Here is a 24,000-nt window from a genome sequence, read left to right as displayed (position 1 = left end):
CCACAGGGGAATGCATTTCAAATGTGGGAGCGAGCCTGCTCGCGAAGGGGCCGTCAGCAGCCCCATCAATCCCAAGGGAAAGTAGTTAGCCTGCTTTCTTTTATCCCAGCCCCGCGCCATGATGTCGGCAACTCTCCCACCGCCGCCCGCGAACGAGTGCTCATGTCTGCGCAGCCACTGCCACCGCAAAGCTCCCTGGCGATCACCCTGCAGATCGTCTCCATCGTTTTCTACACCTTCATTGCCTTCCTCTGCATTGGTTTGCCGATTGCGGTACTGCCCGGTTACGTCCATGAGCAACTGGGTTTCAGCGCGATCATTGCCGGGCTGGTGATCGGTTCGCAGTACCTCGCCACCCTGCTCAGCCGGCCAATGGCCGGGCGCATGTCAGATACCCTGGGCACCAAGCGGGCGATCATTTATGGCTTGTGGGGGATTGTCCTCAGCGGCGCGCTGACGTTGCTGTCGACCTTGCTGCAAAGTTTTCCGCTGACCAGCCTGTTGATTCTGATTGCCGGGCGCCTGCTGCTTGGCATTGCCCAAGGCCTGATCGGTGTCGGCACCATCAGTTGGTGCATGGGCCAGGTCGGTGTCGAGCACACGGCAAAATCCATCGGCTGGAACGGCATCGCTTCTTACGGCGCGATTGCCATTGGTGCGCCGTTGGGCGTGGTGATGGTCGCTGAATATGGCTTTGTCAGCCTTGGCATCGCGCTGTCGGCGTTGGCGGCAGGTGCGCTGTGGTTGATCCGCAACAAACCCTCGGTGCCGGTGATTCGTGGCGAGCGCCTTTCGTTCTGGGCCGTGTTCGGCAAGATTGCGCCGTACGGCACCAGCCTGACGCTGGCCTCGATCGGCTACGGCACCCTGACCACCTTCATCACTCTTTATTACCTCAATCGAGGCTGGACCGGCGCGGCGTACTGCCTGACCGTGTTTGGCGTGTGTTTCATTCTCTCGCGGTTGCTGTTTATCTCGGCCATCGCCCGCTTTGGCGGGTTTGCCTCAGCCATCGTTTGCATGTCGGTTGAAACTGTCGGGCTGGTGCTGTTGTGGCTGGCGCCCTCCACTGCGTATGCGTTGATTGGCGCAGGGCTGGCGGGGTTTGGGCTGTCTCTGGTGTACCCGGCGCTGGGCGTTGAAGCGATCAAACAGGTGCCGAGTTCCAGCCGTGGTTCAGGGTTGGGGGCTTATGCAGTGTTCTTCGATCTGGCACTGGCGATCGCGGGACCGTTGATGGGCGCGGTGGCGTTGAATCTGGGCTATTCGTGGATTTTCTTCAGCGCGGCGTTGTTGTCGGTGACCGGGCTGGGCCTGACCTTGTTGCTCAAGCGTCGTGCACTTCCCTGAAAACAGACAATTCAATCTCCGTGGGAGCGAGCCTGCTCGCGAAGGCGTCGTGTCAGAGAAAGATGCGCTGGCTGACTCACCGCTTTCGCGAGCAGGCTCGCTCCCACAGGGGAATGCGGTGTTTGAGTTATTGATCCGCCGTCTGCATCCCCGCCCTGCTCGATTTACCCAGTGCCTGGGCAAAAAACCGTCCGGCCTCGGAGATCAGGTTGCGGTGAATATCTTCGCGATCCACCCCGTCGGCATCGGTACACAACGCCGGCATGGAGAGGATCTGCTCTTCGGTGCACGGCGCCATGAACACGAAGTGCCCTGCTCCGGCCAGCAATTTGAAGTCCGGCGCGGTGGGCAGTTTGCGCGCCAGGGCGGCGGCGTTTTTATCGAAGGCCACCAGTTTGTCGCCGTCGCCGCTGTAGAGCAGCACCGGTACGTGCACATCGGCAAGGGTGTGGCGGCCGAACTTCAGGCTCAGCGGTGCCATCAGCAATAACGCGTGAACCCGTGGATCGGCCACTGGCTGCAGGTCATCGCGATCGACAATCAGCTCGCCCTGGGTGTTACAGGCGTCGTGATCGTCCGGACGTTCCTGGCAATAGCGGCGCAGACGATCCAGATCCGGTTGCGCCCCGGAAAGAATCAACGCGGTCTCGCCTCCAGCCGAATAACCGATCACACCAACCTGATCAGCATTGACGAACGGCGCCAGCATGTTGTCTGCGAGCGTCGCGGTGATCGCTTGGGAAATCTGGATTGGCCGCCCGTAGAGATTGCTCAAAGTGCCAAGTCGGCTATGGTCGCGCCAGTTGTCGCCGGGATGAATCACCGCCACCACGACAAACCCCTTGCGCGCCAGCGAAGTGGCCAGATCATGCAAGGCCAGCGGCGTGCCGGTATTACCATGGGAGAGCATCAACATGGGAAAGCGGCCGATGGCAACTTTGGTGTCTTCTCCAGCCTCGACCGAATAGCCCTCAAGCAAACTCATATGCTCACGGTCACTGGACGGGTAAAAAGCGATGGCGCGCATCGGTTGCAGATCGAGCGGGTCGAGAAAGGTCATCTCGTGATAACCGACGCTCCAGACAGGGTGCCGCCCCGGCGCGGCCTGCACTGAATTCAGGCTGCCCAGCAGGCAAATCAGCAACATTGCACAAAGATGCCTCATGAATGCCCCACCCTGTCGGACCACATCGTCGGATGTGCTGAAACTGCATAACCCGGGCCAGATTATGTAACAGCCAGAAACAAAAAACTCCGTATTCAGCCCTTGCGGAACCAGAATACAGAGTTTTTCGGGGATTGCCTGAACAGACGCTGTTCTTTACGCAAGCCTTACGCGGCGGCGAACAGTTGCTCGCTGATCTTTGCCTGCGCAGCGCTCATGGCGTTGTTGCGCACTTCTTCGCCATAGGCCAGACCTTCAGCGCGGACGATTTCGATATCGGTGATGCCGAGGAAGCCCAGTACCAGCTTCAGATACTCTTCGTGAGCGATGCCGCTGGCCTGACCGGCATGGATGCCACCAGAGGTCGACACAATCACCACTTTCTTGCCGCCGCACAGGCCTTCAGGGCCGGCTTCGGTGTAGCGGAACGTCTGGCCGGCGACGGCGACGCGGTCGATCCACGCTTTGAGCTGGGTTGGAACGGTGAAGTTGTACATCGGCGCGGCAATCACCACGGCGTCGGCAGCGATGAATTCGGCCAGGGTCGAAGCGCTCAGCTCGGCTTCGTGCTGTTGCGCAGCGTCGCGCAGTTCGGCGGTGGTGCCGGCGGCAACCAGCGTGGTCGACGAGAAGTGGCTGATCGCATCGGCGGCCAGGTCGCGGTAGGTGACCACGGCGCTCGGCTCGGCGGCTTGCCAGGCGTCGACGACTTGACGGCTCAACTGACGGGAAGCCGAGTTGTCGCCGAGAATGCTCGAATCGATGTGCAACAGTTTCATGTGGGTTCTCCTGAAAGAATCGCCGGCGGCGACGGAATGGAGACAATCCTACGCAACAAACCAATAGCTGATTAGTCGCTGACAATGCGATAGTTCGTCCCATTGATAGAACGACTGGAAACGCGCATGCAGGACCTCAACGATCTCTACTATTTCGCCAAAGTGGTCGAAGCCGGCGGTTTTGCCGCCGCCGGGCGCTTGCTCGGTATTCCCAAGTCACGGCTTTCGAGAAGGATCGCCGAGCTGGAAGAGCGCCTCGGTGCACGTCTGCTGCAACGCACCACTCGCCAACTGAGCCTCACTGCCGTGGGCGAACGCTATTTGCGCCACTGCCAGGCGATGCTGCTGGAAGCGGAAATGGCTGACGAGGCCGTGGCGAGCATGTCCAGCGAGCCTCGCGGACGCTTGCGGGTGTCGTGCCCGACCGGTCTGGCCCATGAAATGCTGCCGACGGTGATCAGCGATTTCCTCGGCAAGTTTCCTCAGGTGCAGTTGGAGGTCGTCCTGCTCAACCGCCGGGTCGATCTGGTCACCGAAGGCATCGATGTCGCCTTGCGTGTGCGCGATCACGGCGATGAAGACCCGTTGCTGGTCACCCGGCGCTTGCGGCAGGCGCAAGCAGTGGTGATCGCCAGCCCGGCGTTCATGCAAGGCAAGACGATCACTCATCCGCAGGACCTGAAAAACCTGCCGGTACTCGGCGCGCTGGAAGCCGACCGCATGGTTCATGTGCGTCTGCTCGATCAGCAAGGCAAGAGCGTCGATCTAAGCATGGAAGCGCGGCTGGGCATTGATGACTTCGTGGTGCGCAAGGCCTGCGTGCTCGCCGGTCAGGGCTTTACCGTGCTGCCGATGATGTTCTGCGAAACCGAATTGCGTAACGGCACACTGGTGCAAGTGCTGCCGCAATGGTCATTGCCTGGCGGCTGGCTGCAAGCGGTCTATCCGCACCGGCGCGGGGTAATGCCAGCGGTGCGTGCATGGATTGATCACCTGGTCGAATCGTTCAATGCCTGCGGGGACAGATTTCTATGAAACAGGGAAGAATGAGCGAAGCCGAAGTTGCCGAGTTTTGTCTGGCCCTGCCCGGCGCGCGGGAAGATTACAAATGGGGCGGCGTGCGGGTGTTCTCGATTGCCGGCAACAAGATGTTTGCCTTGCAGGGATTACGTGGGGATTCGCTGGCGTTCAAGGTCGACAAGGATCTGTTTCTCGGCCACTGCGACCGCCCGGGGATTCATCCAGCGCCGTATCTGGCGCGGGCGCAGTGGATCATCATGCACCCGCCCTACCCGCTGGGTGCCGAGGAATTGCAGGGACTGTTGCAACGATCCCATCAACTGGTGGTGAGCAAGTTGCCTAAGAAAACCCAAATCGGCCTGCTTTTGTAAGCACGCAAATCCTGTTGGAGCGAGCCTGCTCGCGAAGGCGGTTTGTCAGGCGATTGATCAGCGAGGATGAGATTGCGTTCGCGAGCAGGCTCGCTCCCACAGGGGATTTTCGGTGGACGTTAGATCAGCGACAGCAGGTTTGAACCGAGGAAAATCTGGTCAATCCAGAACACCTGATGCAACAACACGATCACCCAGAACAGAATCTGAAACGACACCTTGCGCGTTTTGTGCCGGAATACCTGCTGCGCGATCAAAGCACCCGGCCAGCCGCCCGCCAGTTCCACCGCATGCAGGATGTTTTCCGGGGTACGCCTGGCGTCGGCGCGGGCCTTGCGTTTGTCGGCCCAGTACAGAAAGAACGCCAGCACACTGACAATCCCGTACGCCGCCAGCGGCACCCGCGAGATGCCGCTGAGCCACATCGACAGCGAGCCGAACAGCGGCAGCGCGCAGACGATCAGCAACACCACAAGCTTCAATTTCAGATGCTGAACGCGCCCGCCTGAAGGTCGTCCCTCAGGGCGGCGCGTGCGGGAATCGTTCATGCCTTGGCCGCCGACCAGTCCACCCAGCCGAACTGCCAGGTCGCCAGAATGAACAGGCCGAAGGCAATCCGGTACCAGGCGAACGCTGCATAACTGTGGCTGCCGATGAACTTGAGCAGGCCGCGTACAGCGATCATGGCGAAGATGAACGCCGTGACAAAACCAATGGCGAACACCGGGAAATCCGCCGGCACAAACAGGTCGCGGTATTTGTAGCCCGAATACACCGCCGCACCGACCATGGTTGGCATGGCGAGGAAGAACGAGAACTCGGTGGCCGTCTTGCGCGACAGGCCGAACAGCAAGCCACCAATGATCGTCGAGCCGGAACGCGAGGTGCCGGGAATCATCGCCAGGCATTGCGCGAAGCCGATTTTCAGCGCGTCGGTCCAGCGGATTTCATCGACGGTTTCGGCATGCACTTCATGCTGACGCTGTTCGGCCCACAACATGATGATTCCGCCGATGACCAGCGCCGCCGCCACGGTGATCGGGTTGAACAGATATTCGTGGATCAGATCGGCAAAAATCACGCCGAGCACTACGGCCGGCAGAAAGGCGATCAGCAGGTTGGCGGTGAAACGCCTGGCGCTCGGCTGGGTCGGCAGGCCGATCACCACGTCGAGGATCTTGCGGCGAAACTCCCAGACCACCGCAAGGATCGCGCCGAGCTGAATGATGATGTTGAACGCCATGGCGCGCTCGCCGCCGAAGTTCAGCAAGTCGGCGACGATGATCTGGTGTCCGGTACTCGAAATGGGCAAAAACTCCGTCAGCCCTTCTACAACTCCTAGAATCAGTGCCTGCAAGGCGGTCCAAAGATCCATCAATCCCCCAAAGAGCGATGCACGCGGGCATGCCCCGATAGTATTTTTTCGTTCACTGCGTCCAGCGTAGCCGGTAAAAGCTGTAGCGATTGCGCGCGCACAGGATCCACACGAAACGGTAAAAATTCCGTGAAATATCAAAACCGGATTCAGGTTTTCGCGCGCGGGGCCGAAATCCTAACAGACAAGCCTTAATAGCGCTCCCCGCGTTAGGTGGCTCAAGTCGCGCAATCGCGAGCCCACAGCGGTGGCTGGATGCTGGCGATCGTTTACTACAAGAACAAAAATCCGGAGTGACAGCGTTATGAACAGCTTGCGCAGTGTGTCGATCAGCCGACGCTTGTGGCTCATCTTGATCGTGGCGGTGGTCATGTTGCTGACCTTGGGCGTGCTGATGCTCAAGCAGATTCACGACGACCTCTACCATGCCAAGGCGCAGAAAACCCAGCACGTGGTGCAGACCGCCAGCGGCCTGCTCACCTATTACCAAGGTCTTGAGACCGCTGGCACCCTGACCAGGGATGCCGCGCAAAAGCAGGCGCTGACCGCGATCCGTGGCCTGCGCTACGACCAGAGCGACTACTTCTGGATCAACGACCTCACGCCCGTGATGGTCATGCACCCGACCAACCCCAAACTCGAAGGCCAGAACCTCTCGGCGATCCGCGACCCGGACGGCTTTGCGGTGTTCAACGAAATGGTCGCCATCGCCAAGGCCAAAGGCGCGGGCATGGTCAATTATCGCTGGCCGAAACCGGGGGCGACTGATCCCGTTGCGAAGACTTCGTACGTGAAGTTGTTCGAGCCGTGGGGCTGGGTGATCGGCTCCGGCGTGTACGTCGACGATGTGCAAGCCGAATTCCAGGGGCAGATGATCAAGGCGTCGGCGATCGGCCTGGCGATTGCGCTGATCATGGCGCTGCTGGTGATTCTGATCGCACGCAGCATTGTCCGTCCGTTGCAGGAAACCGTGAATGCGATGGCCAACATCGCCAGCGGCGAAAGCGACCTGACCCGCAGCCTCGATACCCATGGCAAGGATGAGGTCACTGAACTGGCCCATCACTTCAATGCCTTCACCGCCAAGCTGCGCCGAGTGATTGGTGATCTGCAGGTCTCGGCCAGCGCTTTGGGCCTGTCTTCCAGCGAACTGGGCAACGATGCCTCGCAGGCGCAGCAGCGCAGTCAGCAGCAATCGCAGCAGATGGAATTGGTGGCCACGGCGATCAACGAAGTCACCTACGGCGTGCAGGACGTGGCGAAAAACGCCGAACACGCCGCCGCAGAAATGCGCGATGCCGAAGCGCAGGCGCAACAGGGGCAGATCAATATTGACGGCAGCCTGCAACAGATCGACAAGCTCTCGGGCACGATCGATCAGGCGGTGGAAGTGATCCGCACCCTGGCAGCGGAGAGTACGCAGATTGGCAGCGTGCTGGAGGTGATTCGCTCGATTGCCGAACAGACCAACCTGTTGGCCTTGAACGCGGCTATTGAAGCCGCGCGCGCGGGAGAACAGGGGCGCGGGTTCGCGGTAGTCGCCGATGAGGTGCGCTTGCTGGCCCAGCGTACGCAGAAATCGACGGCGGAGATTCAGTCGATGATCGAGCGTTTGCAGAATCATTCGGAGGCTGCGGTGAAGGTGATCGGCGACAGCAGCAAGGCCTCGCAATTGACCATCGAACAGGCGGGACTGGCCGGGGCGAGCCTTAATGCGATTGGCCAGGCGTTGCGTAATCTCAACGGCCTCAATGCGTCGATTGCCAGCGCTACGCTGCAACAGGCGCAGGTGGTTGAGGACATCAACCAGAACGTCACCCAGGCGGCCGGGCTTTCCCATAGCACCGCGTTGGCCGCTGAGCAGTCGAGCGCGGCCAGCTTGCGCCTTGGGCAACTGAGCGAACAGCTCAACGGGTTGCTGCGTCAGTTCCGGGTCTGACCGGTCACCGAGGTGAGCCCACCCCTCACCCCAGCCCTCTCCCCGAGGAGAGGGAGCAGATCACTGGGCTTTTCATGATCTGCGTTCGACGCGTTATTCCAGGTCGGCGTACCTCGACCAAACAACGCGATCAGTTCCCTCTCCCTCCGGGAGAGGGTTAGGGTGAGGGGCTTTTGATCGCAGATCACTGCGCTTTTCATGATCTGCGTTCGCCGCGTTATTCAAGGTCGGCGTACCTCGACCAAAACAACGCGGTCTGTTCCCTCTCCCTCCGGGAGAGGGTTAGGGTGAGGGGCTTTTGATCGCAGATCACTGGGCGTTTCATGATCTGCGTTCGACGCGATATTCCAGGTCGGCGTACCTCGACCAAACAACGCGGTCAGTTTCCTCTCCCTCCGGGAGAGGGTTAGGGTCGGGCTTTTGATCGCAGATCACTGCGCTTTTCATGATCTGCGTTCGACGCGATATTCCAGGTCGGCGTACCTCGACCAAACAACGCGATCAGTTCCCTCTCCCTCCGGGAGAGGGTTAGGGTCGGGCTTTTGATCGTAGATCACTGCGCTTTTCATGATCTGCGTTCGNTATTCCAGGTCGGCGTACCTCGACCAAACAACGCGATCAGTTCCCTCTCCCTCCGGGAGAGGGTTAGGGTCGGGCTTTTGATCGTAGATCACTGCGCTTTTCATGATCTGCGTTCGACGCGATATTCCAGGTCGGCGTACCTCGACCAAACAACGCGATCAGTTCCCTCTCCCTCCTGGAGAGGGTTAGGGTGAGGGGCTTTTGATCGCAGATCACTGGGCTTTTCATGATCTGCGTTCGACGCGTTATTCCAGGTCGGCGTACCTCGACCAAACAACGCGATCAGTTCCCTCTCCCTCCGGGAGAGGGTTAGGGTGAGGGGCTTTTGATCGCAGATCACTGCGCTTTTCATGATCTGCGTTCGACGCGTTATTCCAGGTCGGCGTACCTCGACCAAACAACGCGATCAGTTCCCTCTCCCTCCGGGAGAGGGTTAGGGTCGGGCTTTTGATCGTAGATCACTGCGCTNGCTTTTCATGATCTGCGTTCGACGCGTTATTCCAGGTCGGCGTACCTCGACCAAACAACGCGATCAGTTCCCTCTCCCTCCGGGAGAGGGTTAGGGTGAGGGGCTTTTGACCTGACTAATGCAGTACAATCCGCCCCCTTCTCAACTCCCCCAAGGATCACTCATGTCCGGGCTTGAACTGTTTGCCGCTGCCCTCGGTGTCATCGCCGTGTGGCTGACGGTCAAGCAGAATCCGTGGTGCTGGCCGATCGGGCTGGTCATGGTGTTGCTCTACAGCTGGATCTTCTTTGAGGTGAAGCTGTATTCGGACATGTTGCTGCAAGTGATCTACGCCGCGCTGCAGATCTACGGCTGGTGGCAATGGACCCGCGCCGGGACGATGCATGACGGTCGCCAGGTTACCCGCCTCGATCCACGCTCAATGGTGCTCGGCCTCGGCGTTGGGGCGATCGGCAGTGTGTTGCTGGGCGCGGCGATGGCGCACTGGACCGACGCCGCACAGCCGTGGCTCGATGCCGCGCTCACCGGTTTCAGTCTGGTCGCGCAACTGTGGATGGCGCAAAAACGTCTGCAATGCTGGGCGCTGTGGTTCGTCCTCGATGTGATCTTTGTCGGCCTGTTCATCTACAAAGGCCTGTACCTGACCGCCGCCCTGTACGCGCTGTTTACCCTGCTCGCCGTGCAAGGCTGGCGGGAATGGCGTGCCGATCCGGCATTGCGCACATGAAAGTCGTCGTTCTCACCGGCCCGGAATCCACCGGCAAGAGCTGGCTGGCGGCAGGGTTGGAGCAGCGTTTCGGCGGCGTGCGCGTTGATGAATATGTTCGTCGGTTCATCGAAGACAACCCACGCGACACTTGCCTTGCGGATATCCCTGATATCGCCCGGGGCCAGTTGCAATGGGAAGATCAGGCGCGCGCAAAACAGCCCCCACTGCTGATTCTCGACACCCACCTGCTCAGCAACATCCTCTGGAGCCAGACTCTGTTTGGCGACTGCCCGGCCTGGCTGGAAACCGAGTTACTGGCGCGCCATTACGACCTGCACCTGCTGTTGTCCCCGCAACAGATCGACTGGACCGAAGACGGCCAGCGCTGCCAACCGGATCTTGCGGATCGCATGGCGTTCTACGAAGCCACCCGCGTTTGGTTGATCCAGCACCAACAGCCGCTGCAAGTGATCAAAGGCAATTGGGCCGAACGCCAGACACAAGCCTTTGCGGCGGTCGAGCGTTTGCTGTCCAGATGAGCCGCCCGGCAGCTTTTAACGCAAAACTGTCCGTTTTTGAAACACTCCCGACCGCGCAAAGGCCCCGCCCAAGCGTCATTCATCATTGCGTCACGTGATCTGTTACGCCGATGAAACACCTCGGCGCAAACCCTTGTTCCAGAGCTTTCCGGCGCCCATTGCCCCGCAAGCGATCCGCCCTGTGTCTCAGCGCTGAAACAGTGCCCGCAACAGGGAACTTCCCAAAGCATGTAAGCCGTTGAAATAAAACGATAATTCAAAACCGGCACAGCTTTCGCTCTCTTCTTCACAACGCTGAATAACCCAGCCCACTGAAGAAGGAATTGCAGCCGTGGGGAATTTCAATAAAGGCCTGACCTGCCTCCTGCTGATCGGATCAGCCGCCAGCGCTTTGATCAGTGTCAGCGCCCAGGCTGAAGGCAACGGCGTGATCGTCCTCAACCGCGACGTTCAACCCGTCGCGATCGGGCGCAATGGCGGCAAAGACCCCTATCCGACCACGGTCAACGCCAACCCTTCGGCGCGGATCAACCAGACCCTCAGCAGTACCGAACTCACTGACGGTGATTTCGCCAGCGTCGCCAGCGGCTCATCGATTCGCGGCAACATGACCACGCCAAGCTCCAACCTGCCCGGCATGAACACCCTGACCAATCAGAACGGCCTGCCCGGTATGCGCACTGGCAGCGGCGGTGGTTCTGGCGCCTCGATCTCCAATACCGTCAACCGGGCGATGAGCACCGGGTTGGCGCCTCTGACTCGTATGGCCGGAGGCCAATGACATGAATCGCACCCTGCTGCTTCTCGCCCTGCTCGGCTGCACCAGCGCCATGGCCGATTCGGCTTCAGTCAACAAGGCAAACATTCAGGATTCCGGCGCTCAGTATCGCGGCAACTTCAATGTCAACCAGGCTGCCGGTGACCAGATGCAACAAGCCAACACCAAGGCGATTGCCATCGGCACCGAAGCCCATGCCACCACCAGCGTCAGGCAGACCATCGACACGCCCGCCAGCCGCGCCATCGACGCGAGCGCCAACATCGGCGGCAACTCTTTCAGCAATGGCAACGGCATCCTCGGTGTGAACCAGGGCGCCGGTGCCAACAACCAAATGGCCAACGTCACGCGCGTCAGCATCAGTGCCGGCCCGCAGAGCGTTGACGACAGCGCCCTTTCACAACAGAACGTGGCGTTTTTACCGAGCTCAGGAGCAACTGGTACCTCAATCGGCAGTCGCCAGGTCACGACAAGTGATCAGGCCTTCACCGGCAGCCGCGGGGTAATCCAGGTGAACCAGAGTGCCGGGGTGGGGAACCGCATGGCTAACACCCTGAGCATCCGGGTCGCAGACTGACCCAAACAAAAAGCAGTGCAATTAGAAAAGTCCCAACACTTAACCAACTAATAAGCACGACGGAGAAACAACCATGAAACCTACAATGGCTCTCAAACCACTGGTTTTCGCACTCGCAGCAGTGATGGCAATGGCAGCACAGGCTGGCGGCCGTGGTGACAACAACGGTCATGGTAACGGGCACGGCAACGGTCACGGCCAGCCACAAGGTCCGAATCTTGAACAACTGCTGCAGATCACCGCAGGCGCCGGCGCCGCTGTACTCGACGCACAAAACAGCGACGGCAACGTGGTGAAAAACCAGGGCACCCTGAACAACGCCAATGCCAGCGACTCGCTCAACGGCTCCAACGGCAACATGGGTGCCAACGTGGCGGGCGGCGACGGCAACCAGCAGGACAACGCTGCTGCACTGGCCACCGCTGACGAAAGCTTCATCTTCGGCAATGCTGTTGCCGCCTCGAGCGCGACTCAGGTGAACAACAACAACTATGTGAAAAACTCTTCCACCTTCAACAACGCCAACCTCACCAATACTGGCAACAACGGTTCCGGCAACATCGGCATCAACGTGACCGCCGGCAACTTCAACCAACAGAAAAACAACCTCGCCATCGCCGTTTCCGGTGGTCGTGTAGCGCAGGCTGCCGCCTCTGCCAACCAGTCCTCGACTGGCCTGGTCGTGGAAAACAAAGGCGTGCAGGCTTACAAAACCGACACCCTTACCGGTACTTATGCAGCCGCTGGCGTGTTCAAAGCCAAAGGCACTGCGACCATCGAAGACGACAACGACCATGGTGGTTGGGGTAACCGTGGCGGCGGCCATGGCGGCAACGATGATCAGAAAGCCAAGTTCGAAGCCGTGGGTACTTTTGGCCTCGCTGGCGTCACCACCCAACAAGTGTTGACCAAAGATGGCTGGAAAACTCCTGTCGTCAACAACGCCAACATGACCAACTCGATGAACAACTTCTCCGGCAACGGCGGAGCCAACGTCTCGGCGGGTGTGGGCAACCAACAAAGCAACTCGCTGTCCATCGCCGCAGGTTGCAAAGCCTGCATGTAATCGCGATCGAAACGAAAGCCCCGGCAACGGGGCTTTTCCTCGGTTCCACAAGGCGTATTCGATCATGCGGACTCCTGCCCTCCTCGCTCTGCTTTGTCTGTGCGGCCTGACTCAGGCGGCCCAGATGCCCGTCGCTGCCCTGCCGGGTGGCGTGCTGGTCTACAAGGATGTGCAAAGCATTCGTGAGCGCAAGTTTGCCGACATCGTCGAACAGAAAACCGACTTCAGCTGCGGCGCTGCTGCACTGGCGACGGTCCTGCGCCAGGCCTATTGGCTCGACGTCGATGAGGAGCACATCATCAAAGGCATGCTGGTCAACGCTGACCAGGACCTGGTGCGAACCCAGGGTTTCTCCATGCTCGACATGAAGCGCTACGTAGAAAGCATCGGCATGCGCGCCCGTGGCTACCGGATCCCGCCCGAGAAACTCGAAGCGGTGACCATTCCGGTGGTGGTTCTGATGGACATTCGTGGTTACAAGCATTTCGTCGTCCTGCAGCGTTCGGACAAGGATTGGGTCTACATCGGTGACCCGGTTCTCGGCCACAAGCGCTACAAGCACGACGACTTTGTCAAAGGTTGGAACGGCATTGTCTTTGCCATCGTCGGCCCCGGTTACGACAAGGCCAACGCCTTGCGCAGCCCTCCGGTGCCGCTGACGGCGAAGAACTCGCTGGACAGTTTCAACCCGGTCAAAGATGCGGAATTGATGGATTTCGGGTTCATTCAGAGCGACTTCTTTTAATCGCCGAGTTAGAGAATGGGACTGGATGTCCCGGGAGCAGCAGATGAAAAGCTCATACTGGCTGGCCGCCGCCTGCCTGGCAGCGAGTGCGTCAGGTTTAGCCCATGCCGGATTCAAACCCATCGAAATCAAGGACCAGGAGCTCGCCGAGCTGCGCGGTCGGTACGTCATGCCGGGGCGGATCATCAGCTTCGGCATTGTCATGAGCAGCACCTGGCGCAACGCCAGCGGCGACTTGATCGGGGCCGCGACCTCGATGCAGATCCAGGCCGCAACCGTCAAACCGGAATTCTACGTCTCGACCATCAAGGAGTCGGGCAACGGCAGCGCCCTCACCGCAGGCACCGGCAGCGTAATCGGTGGCGCCGGCCTCAACAGCAGCCAGGGTGTGACGCAAAGCGTACGCGCCGCCGGCGATGGCAACACCGCCAACAACAACGTCGCGATCAACGTCAGCGAAGCCAGTCAGGCGCCGGCACTGGTGCCATCGCAAGGCCAGGCCCTTATCGCCGGACAAACCATTACTGGCAGCAACGGCGCCGGCAGTGTCGCGGTTTCAGCCAATGGCGGTGGCGTGCAAATGGCCATTCAGGCCAGCGGCAATCAAGGCACGGCACTGCAACAAGTCGCCCAGGGCGGGCTGCTGCAGAACACCCGATTGCTGGGCAGCGCCAACGTGGTCAACAACCTTACGCAACTCAACGTCGTACTTAACAATAACGGCAGAAGCGCCGGTGCACTGGATTGCAACCTGACCCAACTCGGGGCCCTACGCAATATCGGATATTGAACTACGCTGAGTCTCGATCATTGGGCTTAAAGGGACGGCTTATTCATGTATCGATCAGTATCACTGCGTGCTGCAGTGTGTTTGAGTACCCTTCTCCCGGCGGCAATGCTGCAAGCAGCACCCGACGCCGATGTAGAAGCCCTGAAACGGGAACTTCTGGAACTGAGACAACGATACGAACAACAACAACAAGCGCTGGCGGTACTTGAACAACGGGTTCGCCAGGTAGAAGAAACACCCGCCGCCCCACCGCCAAAACGGCTGGCAAAATCACCGTCGGACATGAAAGGCAATCGCGTCGCCGCCGGAGCCGCCACAGGCACCGGTGCGGCCGCTGCATCGGGAGGCGCCGCCGGGGGCAGTGGCGCTTCCTACGGTCAATCGCTGGCCGATGATTCACAACCGGCGCAGAGCGTTTCCAACCTGTATGACGAAGCCAGCGGTTTCTTTGGCGGCGGCAAGTTCAGCGTGGAAACCGGCCTGACCTATTCACGCTACGACACCCGTCAGTTGATCCTGAACGGGTTCCTCGCGCTGGATTCGATCTTTTTGGGCAACATCAACCTCGACCGGATCAAGGCCGACACCTGGACCCTGGACCTCACCGGCCGCTACAACTTCGATAACCGCTGGCAGTTCGACCTGAACGTGCCGGTGATCTATCGCGAGTCGACGTATCAATCCGGCGGCGGCAACGAGGGCGCGGCTGGCGTAACAACAGAAGAAACCGTCACCAAGGATCCAACCATTGGCGACGTCAACTTCGGTATCGCCTACAAGTTCCTCGACGAATCGGTCAACACCCCGGACGCCGTGGTCACCTTGCGCGTCAAGGCGCCGACCGGCAAAGACCCGTTCGGCATCAAACTGCGCCAGACCGACGCCAACTCCAACCTGTTCGTCCCCGACACCCTGCCCACCGGCAACGGCGTCTGGTCGATCACGCCGGGTATCTCGCTGGTCAAGACGTTTGACCCGGCGGTGCTGTTCGGCAGCCTTTCCTACACCCACAACCTTGAGGAGTCGTTCGACGACATCAGCTCTACGGTCAATCAGAAAAACCCGGGCAAAGTGCGCATCGGCGACAGCTTCCAGATCGGTGCCGGTATCGCCTTCGCGCTCAACGAGAAGATGAGTATGTCGTTCTCGGTCTCCGACCTGGTGCAACGCAAAAGCAAGCTGAAACAGGACGGCGGCGACTGGGAATCGGTGGTGTCCAGTGATGCCAACGCCGGTTACTTCAACGTCGGCATGACCATCGCAGCCACCGACAACCTGACGATCGTGCCGAACTTGTCGATCGGCATGACCGATGATGCGCCGGACTTTTCGTTCAGCCTGAAATTCCCGTATTACTTCTAAAAGCAAAAGATCGCAGCCTTCGGCAGCTCCTACAGTTCGTGTAGGCGCTGCCGAAGGCTGCGATCCTTTGATCTGTCGGCTTTTCGCTGCTGGTGCAACTCGCGACCACTTATCGGAAATACGTCCGCACCTGTCAGATCTGACAGGTGCGCCCTACCGCTGAATCCGCTTACATGACTCCAGCGCCTCGCACCTTGCAACAGGCCGTAACGGAGCATCGACATGAACCAGACGCCGGATGAAAACCGCATTCTCGCTCTGAATCCACCCTTTGTTTTGAAACAGGCCGTTTTGAAGGATGGGGGCTACGACGGTGGCATTTCGCTCGAGACCGTCGAAAATGATTTGCTGATCATCGTAGATCCGTGGGTAGGGATGGCGATGTATGACAACTGTAAAATGTATTTTGATGGCGTCGAAGTTGGGACAATTCCGGTCGATGAAAGCAACTTGAATAAGCGGCTCGAATTCAAAGTCCCCAAGGGTCAAGTCACCAATGGCGAAGCACTGATCGTTTACACCGTACAGCGCTTGGGTCAGGACCCGGTTAGCTCCGAGCCGGTACGGCGTGTGTGGGTCCAACTCACACAACCAGGTGGCACCGATAGCGACAGCGAAGAAGGCAACTCCGGCCTGATCTATACGCTTAGTCCGGATCCGTCCAATGGCGTGAATGAGGATTTGGCCCGGCGGGGAATCCGCATGAACATCGTACCCTATGAGAACATTGCCATCTTCGACACCATTCGGTGCCGTTGGGGTGATCAGGTGGTGACGTACTACCCGGTCACCAGAGAGCAGATCGACGATCCGGTCAACCATCCGATCTTCGCCACCTTCACCGAGGACGTCATCAGGGCGCAAGGCAACGGCAACAATATCGAAGTGAGCTATCAGGTCGTCGACCGGGTGGGTAATCTGCCGGATCCGAAGGCGCGGTGGGCGAAAATCACTTACGTCTCGGTGGATCTGAACAATCGCTTGCCGGCGCCGACGATCTGGGTCAACGGCCAGAACGTCACCACCATCGACCTGAAGGTACTGGGCACGAGCGACGCCGCCGCCCGGGTTTACTTCACAGGCGCCGACTACCAGGCTGGTGACAAGGTCGTCCTGACCTGGGCCGGTACGACGTCTGGAGGACAGCCCGTGACCGTCGGCCCGCTGGAAAAAACTGTCGACAGCGTGCCCGGCCATCACGACTTCCCGATCCCGAACGACAAGATCACAGCGATCGTCAACGGTTCGGCCAAGGTCGGCTTTCAGCTGCTGCGCACCGGCGCACCTGCGCGCCCCTCCAATGACATTGTGATCGCGGTCACCGGCGAAGCCAGTCAGTTGAAACCGCCGACGGTTGTGCAGGCGCCCGATTACAGGCTGAACCCGAATCTGCATCAAAGCGGATTTACCGTGGTGTTTGACACTTCGACGTTTGGCGCCAATCACGAAGTGCAACTGGAAATCGCCGGCAGACCCGGCGCCGGCTCAGTGCCTCCCCAGCACAAGCCGGTGGCGGGACAGTCGAAAGTGCAATTCGATATCGATTCTTCTATCACCGGGGCAAATCTGCAGCGCAGTGTGGAATTGAAATACAACTTGATCGTCAATGGCCAGCCGACGCCTGTGCAGAGCGTGACGTTGGTGATTGGCGAGTTGCTGCAATCGAGCATGCCGATGCCGAAACTTGAGGGTTTTGATGGTGAGGTGCTGGATGTTGGAATGCTCAAGGATGATACGAAGGTTTTGTGTAGTGCCTGGCCGTTTCAGCGGGCGGGATTACCGATCTGGTTAAGGTATGTGGAGACGTTCACGAGTGGTGGAGAGCGCGTCAAGGAGCAGTTTGTCGGGGCGGCGCATGATCAGGGAGGGGGGCTTGATTATTTGGCTGAGGTGGAGTGGTTGCGCGGGTGTAAGGCTGATTCGAAGTTGGCTGTTGTATTTAAGGTGGGATTGCATGCGGGGGCGGTTGAGGGTGAGGCCGTGGCGTGTCGGGTGAGGAGTTATGGGGTCAAGGCTGGGTTGGATGATTTGACTACGTTTGAGGACTATGACTGGAATCATTGGGCAATCAAAATAGTAAAAGACTCTCCTCCAAAAATTTCATTTATTGAAAATGAATATGTTTTACAATCAGTAGCAGACTCGACATCCCCGTACAGCGCTATTTTTATTGCCAAAAGCTTTCAAGAAATTGAGGCAGACATTTCACTGGAGTTCAGTTTTGACTATAAAGTCACAGCTCCGATACATATAGAATTTTATCAGAACAACGTCAAAATAATTGGCGAGACAGTAGCCGCATCGCCTTCCTGGCAAACTCGAACATTGCGCTTCAGAGTCGCGGAGTACCAAACACCAAAAACATTATCGTTAAGTTTTTATGCTGGCAGCTCACAACAAACTACATCTGTAAGGAACTTGAGATTAAGAAAATCATAATCAGCAAACTTCAAGCGCCAAGGGAAATTTAAAGCATTTCACCACATTAATCTCAGATGCTCGCCATTCAAACTTATGACTAGAATATTTCGCCCACCTAATCTGTAGCTTTTGGAGCACCGATAAAATTTAGGCCGCGAAAGCCCTAACAGTTTCGCGGCCGCACTCAAATTATCACTGTGACGATTCAACACGTCACGCAATGCCGGCCGTTCCGCCCGAGTCTTGTATCTTCAAGCGTGCCCATCGACTTAGAGAAGGAGTGTTGACTAATCAATCCCAAATCCCGCGCCTCGATCTACCGGCCCTTCGCCAACACCATTCCACGCCTTATCCAGCTAGGCAGTTCCCGTACATTGCCCAGCCAATCGTACCTGCCCATCGCGATCAATGCATCCAGACTGAAGCCACTTGGCTGACGCCCGTATCACCTGCACGCCCACGAGAAGGTGAACGTGGGAATGACCATCGCAGCCACCGACCAACTGACGATGGTGCCGAACTAATCGATTGGTATCGATGGATGAAGCGCCGGACTTATCGTTAATTTTGAAAATCCATATTACTTTTATAAGCAAAAGATAGCAGCCTACTGCAGCTCCATTGGTATTTGATTAACTTCTGTGGGAGTCGCTGAAGGCTGCCACCTTTTTATGTGTCGGCTTTTTGCGCTTGCATAACTCGCTACCATTCATCGGAAACAGCCACGCACCTGTCAGACCTGACAGGTGCGCCCTACCTCTTAATCCGCTTTCATGACTCCAGTGCCAAGCACTTTCAATCAGACCTAAAACGGAGCATCGAAATGAGCCAGACGCCGGATGAAAATCGCATTCTCGCCCTGAACCCACCGTTTGTTTTGGGACAGACCGATTTGAAAAAGGACGGCTACGACGGCGTCATTGCGCTAGAGACCGTCGAGCATGATTTGCGGGTCATAGTAGATCCGTGGGTAGGCATGGCGCTCAATGACGGCTGCAAAATGTTTTGTGATGGCGTCGAGGTTGGGACAATATTGATCGATGAAAGCAATGTAAATAAACGGCTGGAATTCAAGGTCCCCAAGGCTCAGGTCACCAATGGCGGAGCACAGATCGTTTATACCGTGGAACGCTCGGGTCAGGAGCCGGTCAGCTCCGAGCCGCTTCGGAATGTATGGGCCCAACTCACTCAACCAGGTGATACGGGTGGCGCCAGCGAGGCAGACAATTCCTGCTTGACTTATACGCTCAGCCCGGAACCGCCCAACGTTTTAGTGGATCTGAACAGTCGCCTGCCAGCACCAGTTATCAGGGTCAACAACGACAGCGTTACCTCTATCGACCTGAAAGTTTTGGGCTCCAACGACGCAGCTGTGAGGGTGTGTTTCACAGCCCCCCACTATCAGCCTGATGACAAGGTCGTTCTGACTTGGGCTGGCACGACGTCTGGAGGGCAGCCCTTGATCGTCGGCCCACTGGAAAAAACCATCGACAGCGTGCCCGGCCAATACGATTTCCCGATGCCGAACGCCATGATCGCAGCGATCTCCAACGGTTCCGCCAAAGTCGCCTTTCAGCTGCTACGTGCCGGCGTACCTGCCCGCTCGTCCAATGACGTTGTGGTTACGGTCATCGGCGAAGTCAGTCAGTTGAAACCGCCAGCGCTGAGTACGACGTTGGTAATTGGCGAGTTGCTGCAATCGAGTTTATCAATGTCGGGGCTCGGTGGGGGTGAAGGTGCGGCAATTGGAGGGCGGGCGAGGAGTAATCGGGTGAACTCAGGGTTAGATGATTTAACTACCTTTGAGAAGTATGACTTGAATCATTGGGCAACCAACCGGGAAGATCTCTCTCATCCGAAAATATCATATGTAGCAAACGAGTATTTTTTAGAGTCAGTACCAGGTCCATCCGCATACAGTGCAATCTCTATTGTCAAAAGCTTTCAAGAGATCGATACAGGTATTCAGCTTGAGTTTAGTTTTGACTACAAAGCCACAGCGCCGATATCCATAGAATTTTACCAGAACCACGTAAAGGTACACGGCGAATCAGCGACTGCATCGCCCTTTTGGCAATCCCGCACATTGCGATTTGCCGTTGCGCAATCTCGAACACCAAGATCATTAATGTTATTTCTTTTTGCAGGCGGCGCATTACAGCCGACATTTATAAAAAATCTGAGATTAAAGAATTCTAACAACTAAACCACAAAGGATGAAGGAAGCGCATTAATATCGGGTGCTCAGCATGCAAGTTTATAAACAAATTTTTTAACTCACCTAATCTGATGCTTATGCAACAACCGATAAAAAGTAGGCCGCGAAACCCCTAAAACTTTCGCGGCCACACTCAAATTATCACTGTGCCGGTTCAACACATCACACAACGCCTGCCGTTCCGCCCGGGTCTTGTAGTCTTCCAGCGTGCCCATCGGGGTGGCGATGGAATGCTGGCTGATCAACCCCAAATCCCGCGCCTCGATCTGGCGGCCCTCGGCCAACACCAACCCACGCCTGACCCGGTTAGCCAGCTCGCGCACATTGCCCGGCCAGTCGTGCTTGCCCATGGCAATCAACGCATCTTCGCTGAAGCTTCTTGGCCGGCGCCCGGTTTCATGGCTGTAGAAGTGCGAGAAATGGTTGGCCAGCATCGATAGATCGCCATGACGTTCACGCAACGGCGCGGTCACCACTTGCAGGACGTTGAGCCGGTAATAAAGGTCTTCACGAAAGCGCTTCTTCTCGATTGCTGCTTCCAGGTCAACGTGGGTTGCGGCCAACACGCGTACATCCACCGGTATCGGCTGACTGCCCCCTACCCGTTCAATATGCTTTTCCTGCAGAAAGCGCAGGAGATTGGCTTGCAATTCCAGCGGCAGGTCGCCGATTTCGTCGAGGAACAACGTGCCGCCATTGGCCGCTTCGATGCGTCCGACCTTGCGCTGGTGTGCGCCGGTGAATGCGCCTTTTTCGTGGCCAAACAATTCGGACTGAATCAAATGCTCTGGGATCGCCCCGCAGTTGATCGCTACGAACGGTTTTTTGTGGCGCTGGGATTGGCGGTGCAGGGTGCGCGCGACGAGTTCCTTGCCGGTGCCGCTTTCGCCGCGAATCAGCACGGGCGATTCGGTCGGGGCCAGTTTGCTAAGGAGTTTGCGCAGTTCGCGGATCGGTTTGCTGTCGCCGAGCAGTTCGTGCTCCGGCTGATCGACATGAATCGTACCCTGCCCGCGCAGGCGTGCCATGCCGAAGGCGCGGCCGAGGGTGACCTGTACGCGGGAAACGTCGAAGGGCAAGGTGTGGAAATCGAAAAACCATTCACAGACGAAGTCACCGACGTTCTGCAAGCGCAGGACTTCCTGATTGAGCACGGCGATCCACTCGGTGCCGCTGCGGCTGATCAGCTCTTTGACGGCTTCGGGTCGTTCCAGGTGGTAGGGCTGCAAACGCAGCAGGCCGACATCGCAGGCCCGGGATGCGGCGTTTTCCAGATTACAACTGTCGACATCCCAACCCACAGCGCGCAATCCGGGCAACAGGCGATAACAGTCGTCGCAGGGATCGACCACCAGTAAACGTCTCGATGCAGGCGCTTCGCTCATGACTGTTCCTTGGCGCCAAATTTGATAAATGATCGTAAAAACAGTCATTTGGCAGACCCGGTTGTAACACTAGCAAGATTTTGACGGGGGCTTGTACCGATTGCTTATAGGCTGGGCATTAAAAGAGTTATAAGAAAGTTGGTTGTTAGTTAGCTATCGACTATTTGCCGTGAATCAAAGAGCGGCCCCTCACCCTAGCCCTCTCCCGAGGGAGAGGGAACTGACCGAGGTGTTTACGCGAGGTCAGCCGATCTGAAAGACCGAGCCGAACTCGAGTTTGAAAGGCCCACAACTCGGCTCCCTCTCCTCGGGGAGTGGCTGGGGTGAGGGGTGAATTCAGCGCGGTGTTCGGACATGTGCAGGATTAACGAAACGAACTTACGTTATGTAAAGAATCTGAAATTTCTTTGTTTCACTTGTGACCCGCCCCCCGGTTGCGTGCATCAGTACAAGTAACCCGCCGCACGGTAAGCCCAACCGACGGCACATCATTTGATTGGGCGCCAATAGAGAGAAGACCCCATGACTGCCCCGCTGCGTATCAACGAAGCTCTTTTGATTGCCAACCACGCGTTCAAGCCTTTTCAATGCGTGGCCTGGGCGCCACAAGACGGCAATGGCGAACTGAGCCTGACCGTCGTCGACCGCACCAACTCCCACATCGGTCGCAAACAGATCCCGAGCAGCGCCTACTCTGACCCGGCGCAACTCGAACAACTGCTGCAGCAGGCCCGCGCCGAGCTGAGCGAAGACGGCCACAAGTTGCAATCGTGGTCGATGCCACATTGATAACCGAACTAGGGCGGATGACGTTAAAGTCATCCGCCCTTGTTGTATGCGTAGTCAAATAAGCAACGTACTTGCAGCGCAGTTTCATCCAAAGTACTTGGCTCGCTTGCGACTGGTTCAACAAGACACTGTTCTGGCACAGTGCGACCGTCGTCTGTTTATTCGTCCAGTTGTACTTCTCGCGGTTCAGGGATTGAATGTTTCGCTCGTGCAGTCAGCCTCCCAACCACTGGGTATCGGCTCAGGCACAAGGAGACGCGTGCATGTCCACCCTGAGCCCTTACGCGCTGCCTACTGCATGGACCGCCCCCGGTTCGCTCGACCCGACATTCGCCATTGGCGGTGTTGCGCAGGTGTACTTTGCCGGCAGTTTGTCCAGCCAGACCCAACATGTCACGCTCGATGCACAGGGTCGGATTCTGGTCGCCGCCAAGGTCGGTACATCCAAAGGGAGTCGTTTTGGCCTCGCGCGGCTGCTGGCCGATGGGTCGGCGGATTTGTCGTTCGGCTTTCAGGGCAGCGTGATCGGCAGTTTCGTCGAGGGTTTCGAAGCCAAGGCCGGCAAGGTTCAGGTGTTAGCCGACGGCAAGATTCTGCTGGCCGGCCTGCATTATGAAGACACCCAACGCACCCTGCCCGCCCTCGCCCTGTTCGATGCCAACGGCCAGCCAGACCGATTCTTCGGCGATGACGGTTTCCAGGTGGTGCGACTGCCCGGCGAGCTGTCCATGGGCACCCGCGACAACTGGTTGCCGCCGGGCGTGCCGGGCGTCGAAGCCTGTGACTTTGTGGTGCAGGAAGACGGCCGTATTCTGCTGATCGCCAATCATCATTTCAGCCTTGCCGACCACGCCGGCATATTGATCCGCCTGCAGCCCGATGGATTTCTCGACGAATCATTCAACGGACGCGGATTCGTCGTGGTCCGCCACCTGCTGCTCAATACCTGGCTGAGCACGCTGTTGTTGAAGGAGGATGGGCGCATCGTCGTCGCAGGTTCCATCGACTTTCCTCAGCATGGCCTGCTGGCGGTGTATCGGCCCGATGGCAGCCTGGATGAGCGCTTCGCCGTCGATGGCTTCATGGCCTTCAAGGCTCACGGCAACAGCGCTCAGGTCAGCCAGATCATTGAGTGCGATGACAGGCTTTATTGCTTCGGCAGCAGCCGCGATCCAATCCGCTGTTTGACGTTTGTCCTGCACGCCAACGGTCGACCGGACCTGCACTGTCATCATGGCCAGCCACAGGTGTTGGACATCGGCCCCAGCGGATGCCAATGGAACGCCGCCCAGCAAATGAGCGACGGCCGCATCGTCGCCGTGGGCGCGACCATCGGCGGAGTCGAAGCTGACTTCATGGTGGCGCGCTATCAACTCGATGGCAGCCTTGATCCAGCGTTCGGTGAGGGCCATGGCTGGTTGCGCACGCGACTGGGGCGAAGTCTCGATACCGCCAATTCACTGACCGTACATACTGACGGGGCGATTGTGGTAGGTGGCTATTCGCTGGATGGCAACTACCGGGCAATGGTTGCGCGTTATCTGAATCCATAGAGCATTCAACAGGATCGA

Annotated in this window: 21 protein-coding genes and 1 pseudogene; 16 read left to right on the top strand and 6 right to left on the bottom strand. The window is 58.0% G+C overall.

The genetic code is table 11. The features are described from left to right. Positions 1-162: 162 nt before the first annotated feature. Entirely contained in the window at positions 163-1,350 is a 1,188-nt protein-coding gene (locus ASG55_RS09720) for an MFS transporter (RefSeq protein WP_056785939.1), read from the top strand. 127 nt (positions 1,351-1,477) lie between these two features. Here ASG55_RS09720 and ASG55_RS09715 read toward each other — a convergent pair whose 3' ends face one another. Beyond that, complete coding sequence (locus ASG55_RS09715; protein ID WP_056785938.1) at positions 1,478-2,515, bottom strand: alpha/beta hydrolase family protein; 1,038 nt, start codon at positions 2,513-2,515, stop codon at positions 1,478-1,480. 167 nt (positions 2,516-2,682) lie between these two features. After that, positions 2,683-3,294 (bottom strand): FMN-dependent NADH-azoreductase, encoded by a 612-nt coding sequence (locus ASG55_RS09710; RefSeq protein ID WP_016774691.1) that lies wholly within the window; start codon positions 3,292-3,294, stop codon positions 2,683-2,685. 126 nt (positions 3,295-3,420) lie between these two features. Between ASG55_RS09710 and ASG55_RS09705 the strand changes: the two genes are divergently transcribed. After that, positions 3,421-4,329: a LysR substrate-binding domain-containing protein gene (locus tag ASG55_RS09705; RefSeq protein ID WP_056785936.1), complete on the top strand. Its 909-nt coding sequence runs from the start codon at positions 3,421-3,423 to the stop codon at positions 4,327-4,329. After that, a complete protein-coding gene (locus ASG55_RS09700; protein WP_016774690.1) occupies positions 4,326-4,685 on the top strand; it encodes an MmcQ/YjbR family DNA-binding protein in 360 nt (119 codons plus the stop codon). Before ASG55_RS09705 ends, ASG55_RS09700 begins: the two co-directional genes overlap by 4 nt. Positions 4,686-4,804: 119 nt before the next feature. Here ASG55_RS09700 and ASG55_RS09695 read toward each other — a convergent pair whose 3' ends face one another. Next, positions 4,805-5,233, bottom strand: coding sequence for a DUF1294 domain-containing protein (locus ASG55_RS09695; protein WP_056785933.1), 429 nt, complete (start codon positions 5,231-5,233; stop codon positions 4,805-4,807). Continuing rightward, on the bottom strand, positions 5,230-6,060 hold the full coding sequence (locus ASG55_RS09690; RefSeq protein WP_016774688.1) for an undecaprenyl-diphosphate phosphatase: 831 nt from the start codon (positions 6,058-6,060) through the stop codon (positions 5,230-5,232). Before ASG55_RS09690 ends, ASG55_RS09695 begins: the two co-directional genes overlap by 4 nt. A 304-nt stretch (positions 6,061-6,364) precedes the next feature. Between ASG55_RS09690 and ASG55_RS09685 the strand changes: the two genes are divergently transcribed. From ASG55_RS09685 to ASG55_RS09630, 10 genes are all read left to right on the top strand, one after another. Continuing rightward, positions 6,365-7,999 (top strand): methyl-accepting chemotaxis protein, encoded by a 1,635-nt coding sequence (locus ASG55_RS09685; RefSeq protein WP_056785931.1) that lies wholly within the window; start codon positions 6,365-6,367, stop codon positions 7,997-7,999. 1,214 nt (positions 8,000-9,213) lie between these two features. After that, a complete protein-coding gene (gene pnuC / locus ASG55_RS09670) occupies positions 9,214-9,777 on the top strand; it encodes a nicotinamide riboside transporter PnuC (protein ID WP_041479688.1) in 564 nt (187 codons plus the stop codon). Continuing rightward, on the top strand, positions 9,774-10,298 hold the full coding sequence (locus tag ASG55_RS09665; protein ID WP_056785925.1) for an AAA family ATPase: 525 nt from the start codon (positions 9,774-9,776) through the stop codon (positions 10,296-10,298). Before pnuC ends, ASG55_RS09665 begins: the two co-directional genes overlap by 4 nt. Before the next feature lie 331 nt (positions 10,299-10,629). Continuing rightward, positions 10,630-11,079 carry a hypothetical protein gene (locus tag ASG55_RS09660; RefSeq protein WP_056785923.1) on the top strand — a complete coding sequence of 150 codons (450 nt, stop codon included), beginning with the start codon at positions 10,630-10,632 and terminating at the stop codon, positions 11,077-11,079. Between the two features lies 1 nt (position 11,080). Next, positions 11,081-11,653, top strand: a complete 573-nt coding sequence (locus tag ASG55_RS09655) for a hypothetical protein (protein WP_041479691.1) — start codon at positions 11,081-11,083, stop codon at positions 11,651-11,653. A 73-nt stretch (positions 11,654-11,726) separates the two neighbouring features. Beyond that, positions 11,727-12,719, top strand: a complete 993-nt coding sequence (locus ASG55_RS09650) for a hypothetical protein (RefSeq protein WP_056785920.1) — start codon at positions 11,727-11,729, stop codon at positions 12,717-12,719. 64 nt (positions 12,720-12,783) lie between these two features. Continuing rightward, complete coding sequence (locus ASG55_RS09645) at positions 12,784-13,464, top strand: C39 family peptidase (protein ID WP_024012915.1); 681 nt, start codon at positions 12,784-12,786, stop codon at positions 13,462-13,464. Between the two features lie 43 nt (positions 13,465-13,507). Further along, the gene (locus tag ASG55_RS09640) at positions 13,508-14,254 is read left to right on the top strand and encodes a hypothetical protein (RefSeq protein ID WP_041479693.1); all 747 of its coding nucleotides are present in this window, start codon (positions 13,508-13,510) and stop codon (positions 14,252-14,254) included. A gap of 45 nt (positions 14,255-14,299) precedes the next feature. Beyond that, positions 14,300-15,616 carry a hypothetical protein gene (locus ASG55_RS09635; protein WP_056785917.1) on the top strand — a complete coding sequence of 439 codons (1,317 nt, stop codon included), beginning with the start codon at positions 14,300-14,302 and terminating at the stop codon, positions 15,614-15,616. A 222-nt stretch (positions 15,617-15,838) separates the two neighbouring features. Beyond that, positions 15,839-18,055, top strand: coding sequence for a hypothetical protein (locus tag ASG55_RS09630; protein ID WP_056785914.1), 2,217 nt, complete (start codon positions 15,839-15,841; stop codon positions 18,053-18,055). A 38-nt stretch (positions 18,056-18,093) separates the two neighbouring features. Here the strand turns inward: ASG55_RS09630 and ASG55_RS26280 are convergent. After that, positions 18,094-18,479: pseudogene (locus ASG55_RS26280) on the bottom strand (helix-turn-helix domain-containing protein); the annotation flags it as partial. 381 nt (positions 18,480-18,860) lie between these two features. Here ASG55_RS26280 and ASG55_RS09625 point away from each other — a divergent pair. After that, entirely contained in the window at positions 18,861-20,243 is a 1,383-nt protein-coding gene (locus ASG55_RS09625) for a hypothetical protein (protein WP_056785910.1), read from the top strand. Positions 20,244-20,314: 71 nt separating this feature from the next. On the opposite strand, the gene ASG55_RS09620 is transcribed toward ASG55_RS09625, so the two are convergent. Beyond that, entirely contained in the window at positions 20,315-21,640 is a 1,326-nt protein-coding gene (locus ASG55_RS09620) for a sigma-54 dependent transcriptional regulator (protein ID WP_056785907.1), read from the bottom strand. Positions 21,641-22,162: 522 nt separating this feature from the next. Here ASG55_RS09620 and ASG55_RS09615 point away from each other — a divergent pair. Together ASG55_RS09615 and ASG55_RS09610 are read left to right on the top strand one after the other, a co-directional pair. Beyond that, positions 22,163-22,429: a hypothetical protein gene (locus ASG55_RS09615; RefSeq protein WP_016774677.1), complete on the top strand. Its 267-nt coding sequence runs from the start codon at positions 22,163-22,165 to the stop codon at positions 22,427-22,429. A 263-nt stretch (positions 22,430-22,692) separates the two neighbouring features. Further along, on the top strand, positions 22,693-23,982 hold the full coding sequence (locus ASG55_RS09610) for a hypothetical protein (protein ID WP_056785904.1): 1,290 nt from the start codon (positions 22,693-22,695) through the stop codon (positions 23,980-23,982). The last annotated feature ends 18 nt before the right edge of the window (positions 23,983-24,000 follow it).

This window comes from Pseudomonas sp. Leaf434 (assembly GCF_001425545.1).
Taxonomy (GTDB): domain Bacteria; phylum Pseudomonadota; class Gammaproteobacteria; order Pseudomonadales; family Pseudomonadaceae; genus Aquipseudomonas; species Aquipseudomonas siliginis.
Note: the sequence above shows the minus strand (reverse complement) of the source record. Positions and strands in the feature narration are given on the sequence as shown.

Excerpts from the sequence above, each read along its gene's own strand:
- ASG55_RS09690 (WP_016774688.1), bottom strand. The coding sequence starts at position 6,060 with ATGGATCTTTGGACCGCCTTGCAGGCACTGATTCTAGGAGTTGTAGAA.
- ASG55_RS09610 (WP_056785904.1), top strand. The coding sequence starts at position 22,693 with ATGTCCACCCTGAGCCCTTACGCGCTGCCTACTGCATGGACCGCCCCC.
- ASG55_RS09695 (WP_056785933.1), bottom strand. The coding sequence starts at position 5,233 with ATGAACGATTCCCGCACGCGCCGCCCTGAGGGACGACCTTCAGGCGGG.
- pnuC (WP_041479688.1), top strand. The coding sequence starts at position 9,214 with ATGTCCGGGCTTGAACTGTTTGCCGCTGCCCTCGGTGTCATCGCCGTG.
- ASG55_RS09700 (WP_016774690.1), top strand. The coding sequence starts at position 4,326 with ATGAAACAGGGAAGAATGAGCGAAGCCGAAGTTGCCGAGTTTTGTCTG.
- ASG55_RS09710 (WP_016774691.1), bottom strand. The coding sequence starts at position 3,294 with ATGAAACTGTTGCACATCGATTCGAGCATTCTCGGCGACAACTCGGCT.
- ASG55_RS09635 (WP_056785917.1), top strand. The coding sequence starts at position 14,300 with ATGTATCGATCAGTATCACTGCGTGCTGCAGTGTGTTTGAGTACCCTT.
- ASG55_RS09640 (WP_041479693.1), top strand. The coding sequence starts at position 13,508 with ATGAAAAGCTCATACTGGCTGGCCGCCGCCTGCCTGGCAGCGAGTGCG.
- ASG55_RS09705 (WP_056785936.1), top strand. The coding sequence starts at position 3,421 with ATGCAGGACCTCAACGATCTCTACTATTTCGCCAAAGTGGTCGAAGCC.
- ASG55_RS09720 (WP_056785939.1), top strand. The coding sequence starts at position 163 with ATGTCTGCGCAGCCACTGCCACCGCAAAGCTCCCTGGCGATCACCCTG.
- ASG55_RS09630 (WP_056785914.1), top strand. The coding sequence starts at position 15,839 with ATGAACCAGACGCCGGATGAAAACCGCATTCTCGCTCTGAATCCACCC.
- ASG55_RS09650 (WP_056785920.1), top strand. The coding sequence starts at position 11,727 with ATGAAACCTACAATGGCTCTCAAACCACTGGTTTTCGCACTCGCAGCA.
- ASG55_RS09665 (WP_056785925.1), top strand. The coding sequence starts at position 9,774 with ATGAAAGTCGTCGTTCTCACCGGCCCGGAATCCACCGGCAAGAGCTGG.
- ASG55_RS09685 (WP_056785931.1), top strand. The coding sequence starts at position 6,365 with ATGAACAGCTTGCGCAGTGTGTCGATCAGCCGACGCTTGTGGCTCATC.
- ASG55_RS09625 (WP_056785910.1), top strand. The coding sequence starts at position 18,861 with ATGAGCCAGACGCCGGATGAAAATCGCATTCTCGCCCTGAACCCACCG.
- ASG55_RS09620 (WP_056785907.1), bottom strand. The coding sequence starts at position 21,640 with ATGAGCGAAGCGCCTGCATCGAGACGTTTACTGGTGGTCGATCCCTGC.
- ASG55_RS09615 (WP_016774677.1), top strand. The coding sequence starts at position 22,163 with ATGACTGCCCCGCTGCGTATCAACGAAGCTCTTTTGATTGCCAACCAC.
- ASG55_RS09715 (WP_056785938.1), bottom strand. The coding sequence starts at position 2,515 with ATGAGGCATCTTTGTGCAATGTTGCTGATTTGCCTGCTGGGCAGCCTG.
- ASG55_RS09655 (WP_041479691.1), top strand. The coding sequence starts at position 11,081 with ATGAATCGCACCCTGCTGCTTCTCGCCCTGCTCGGCTGCACCAGCGCC.
- ASG55_RS09645 (WP_024012915.1), top strand. The coding sequence starts at position 12,784 with ATGCGGACTCCTGCCCTCCTCGCTCTGCTTTGTCTGTGCGGCCTGACT.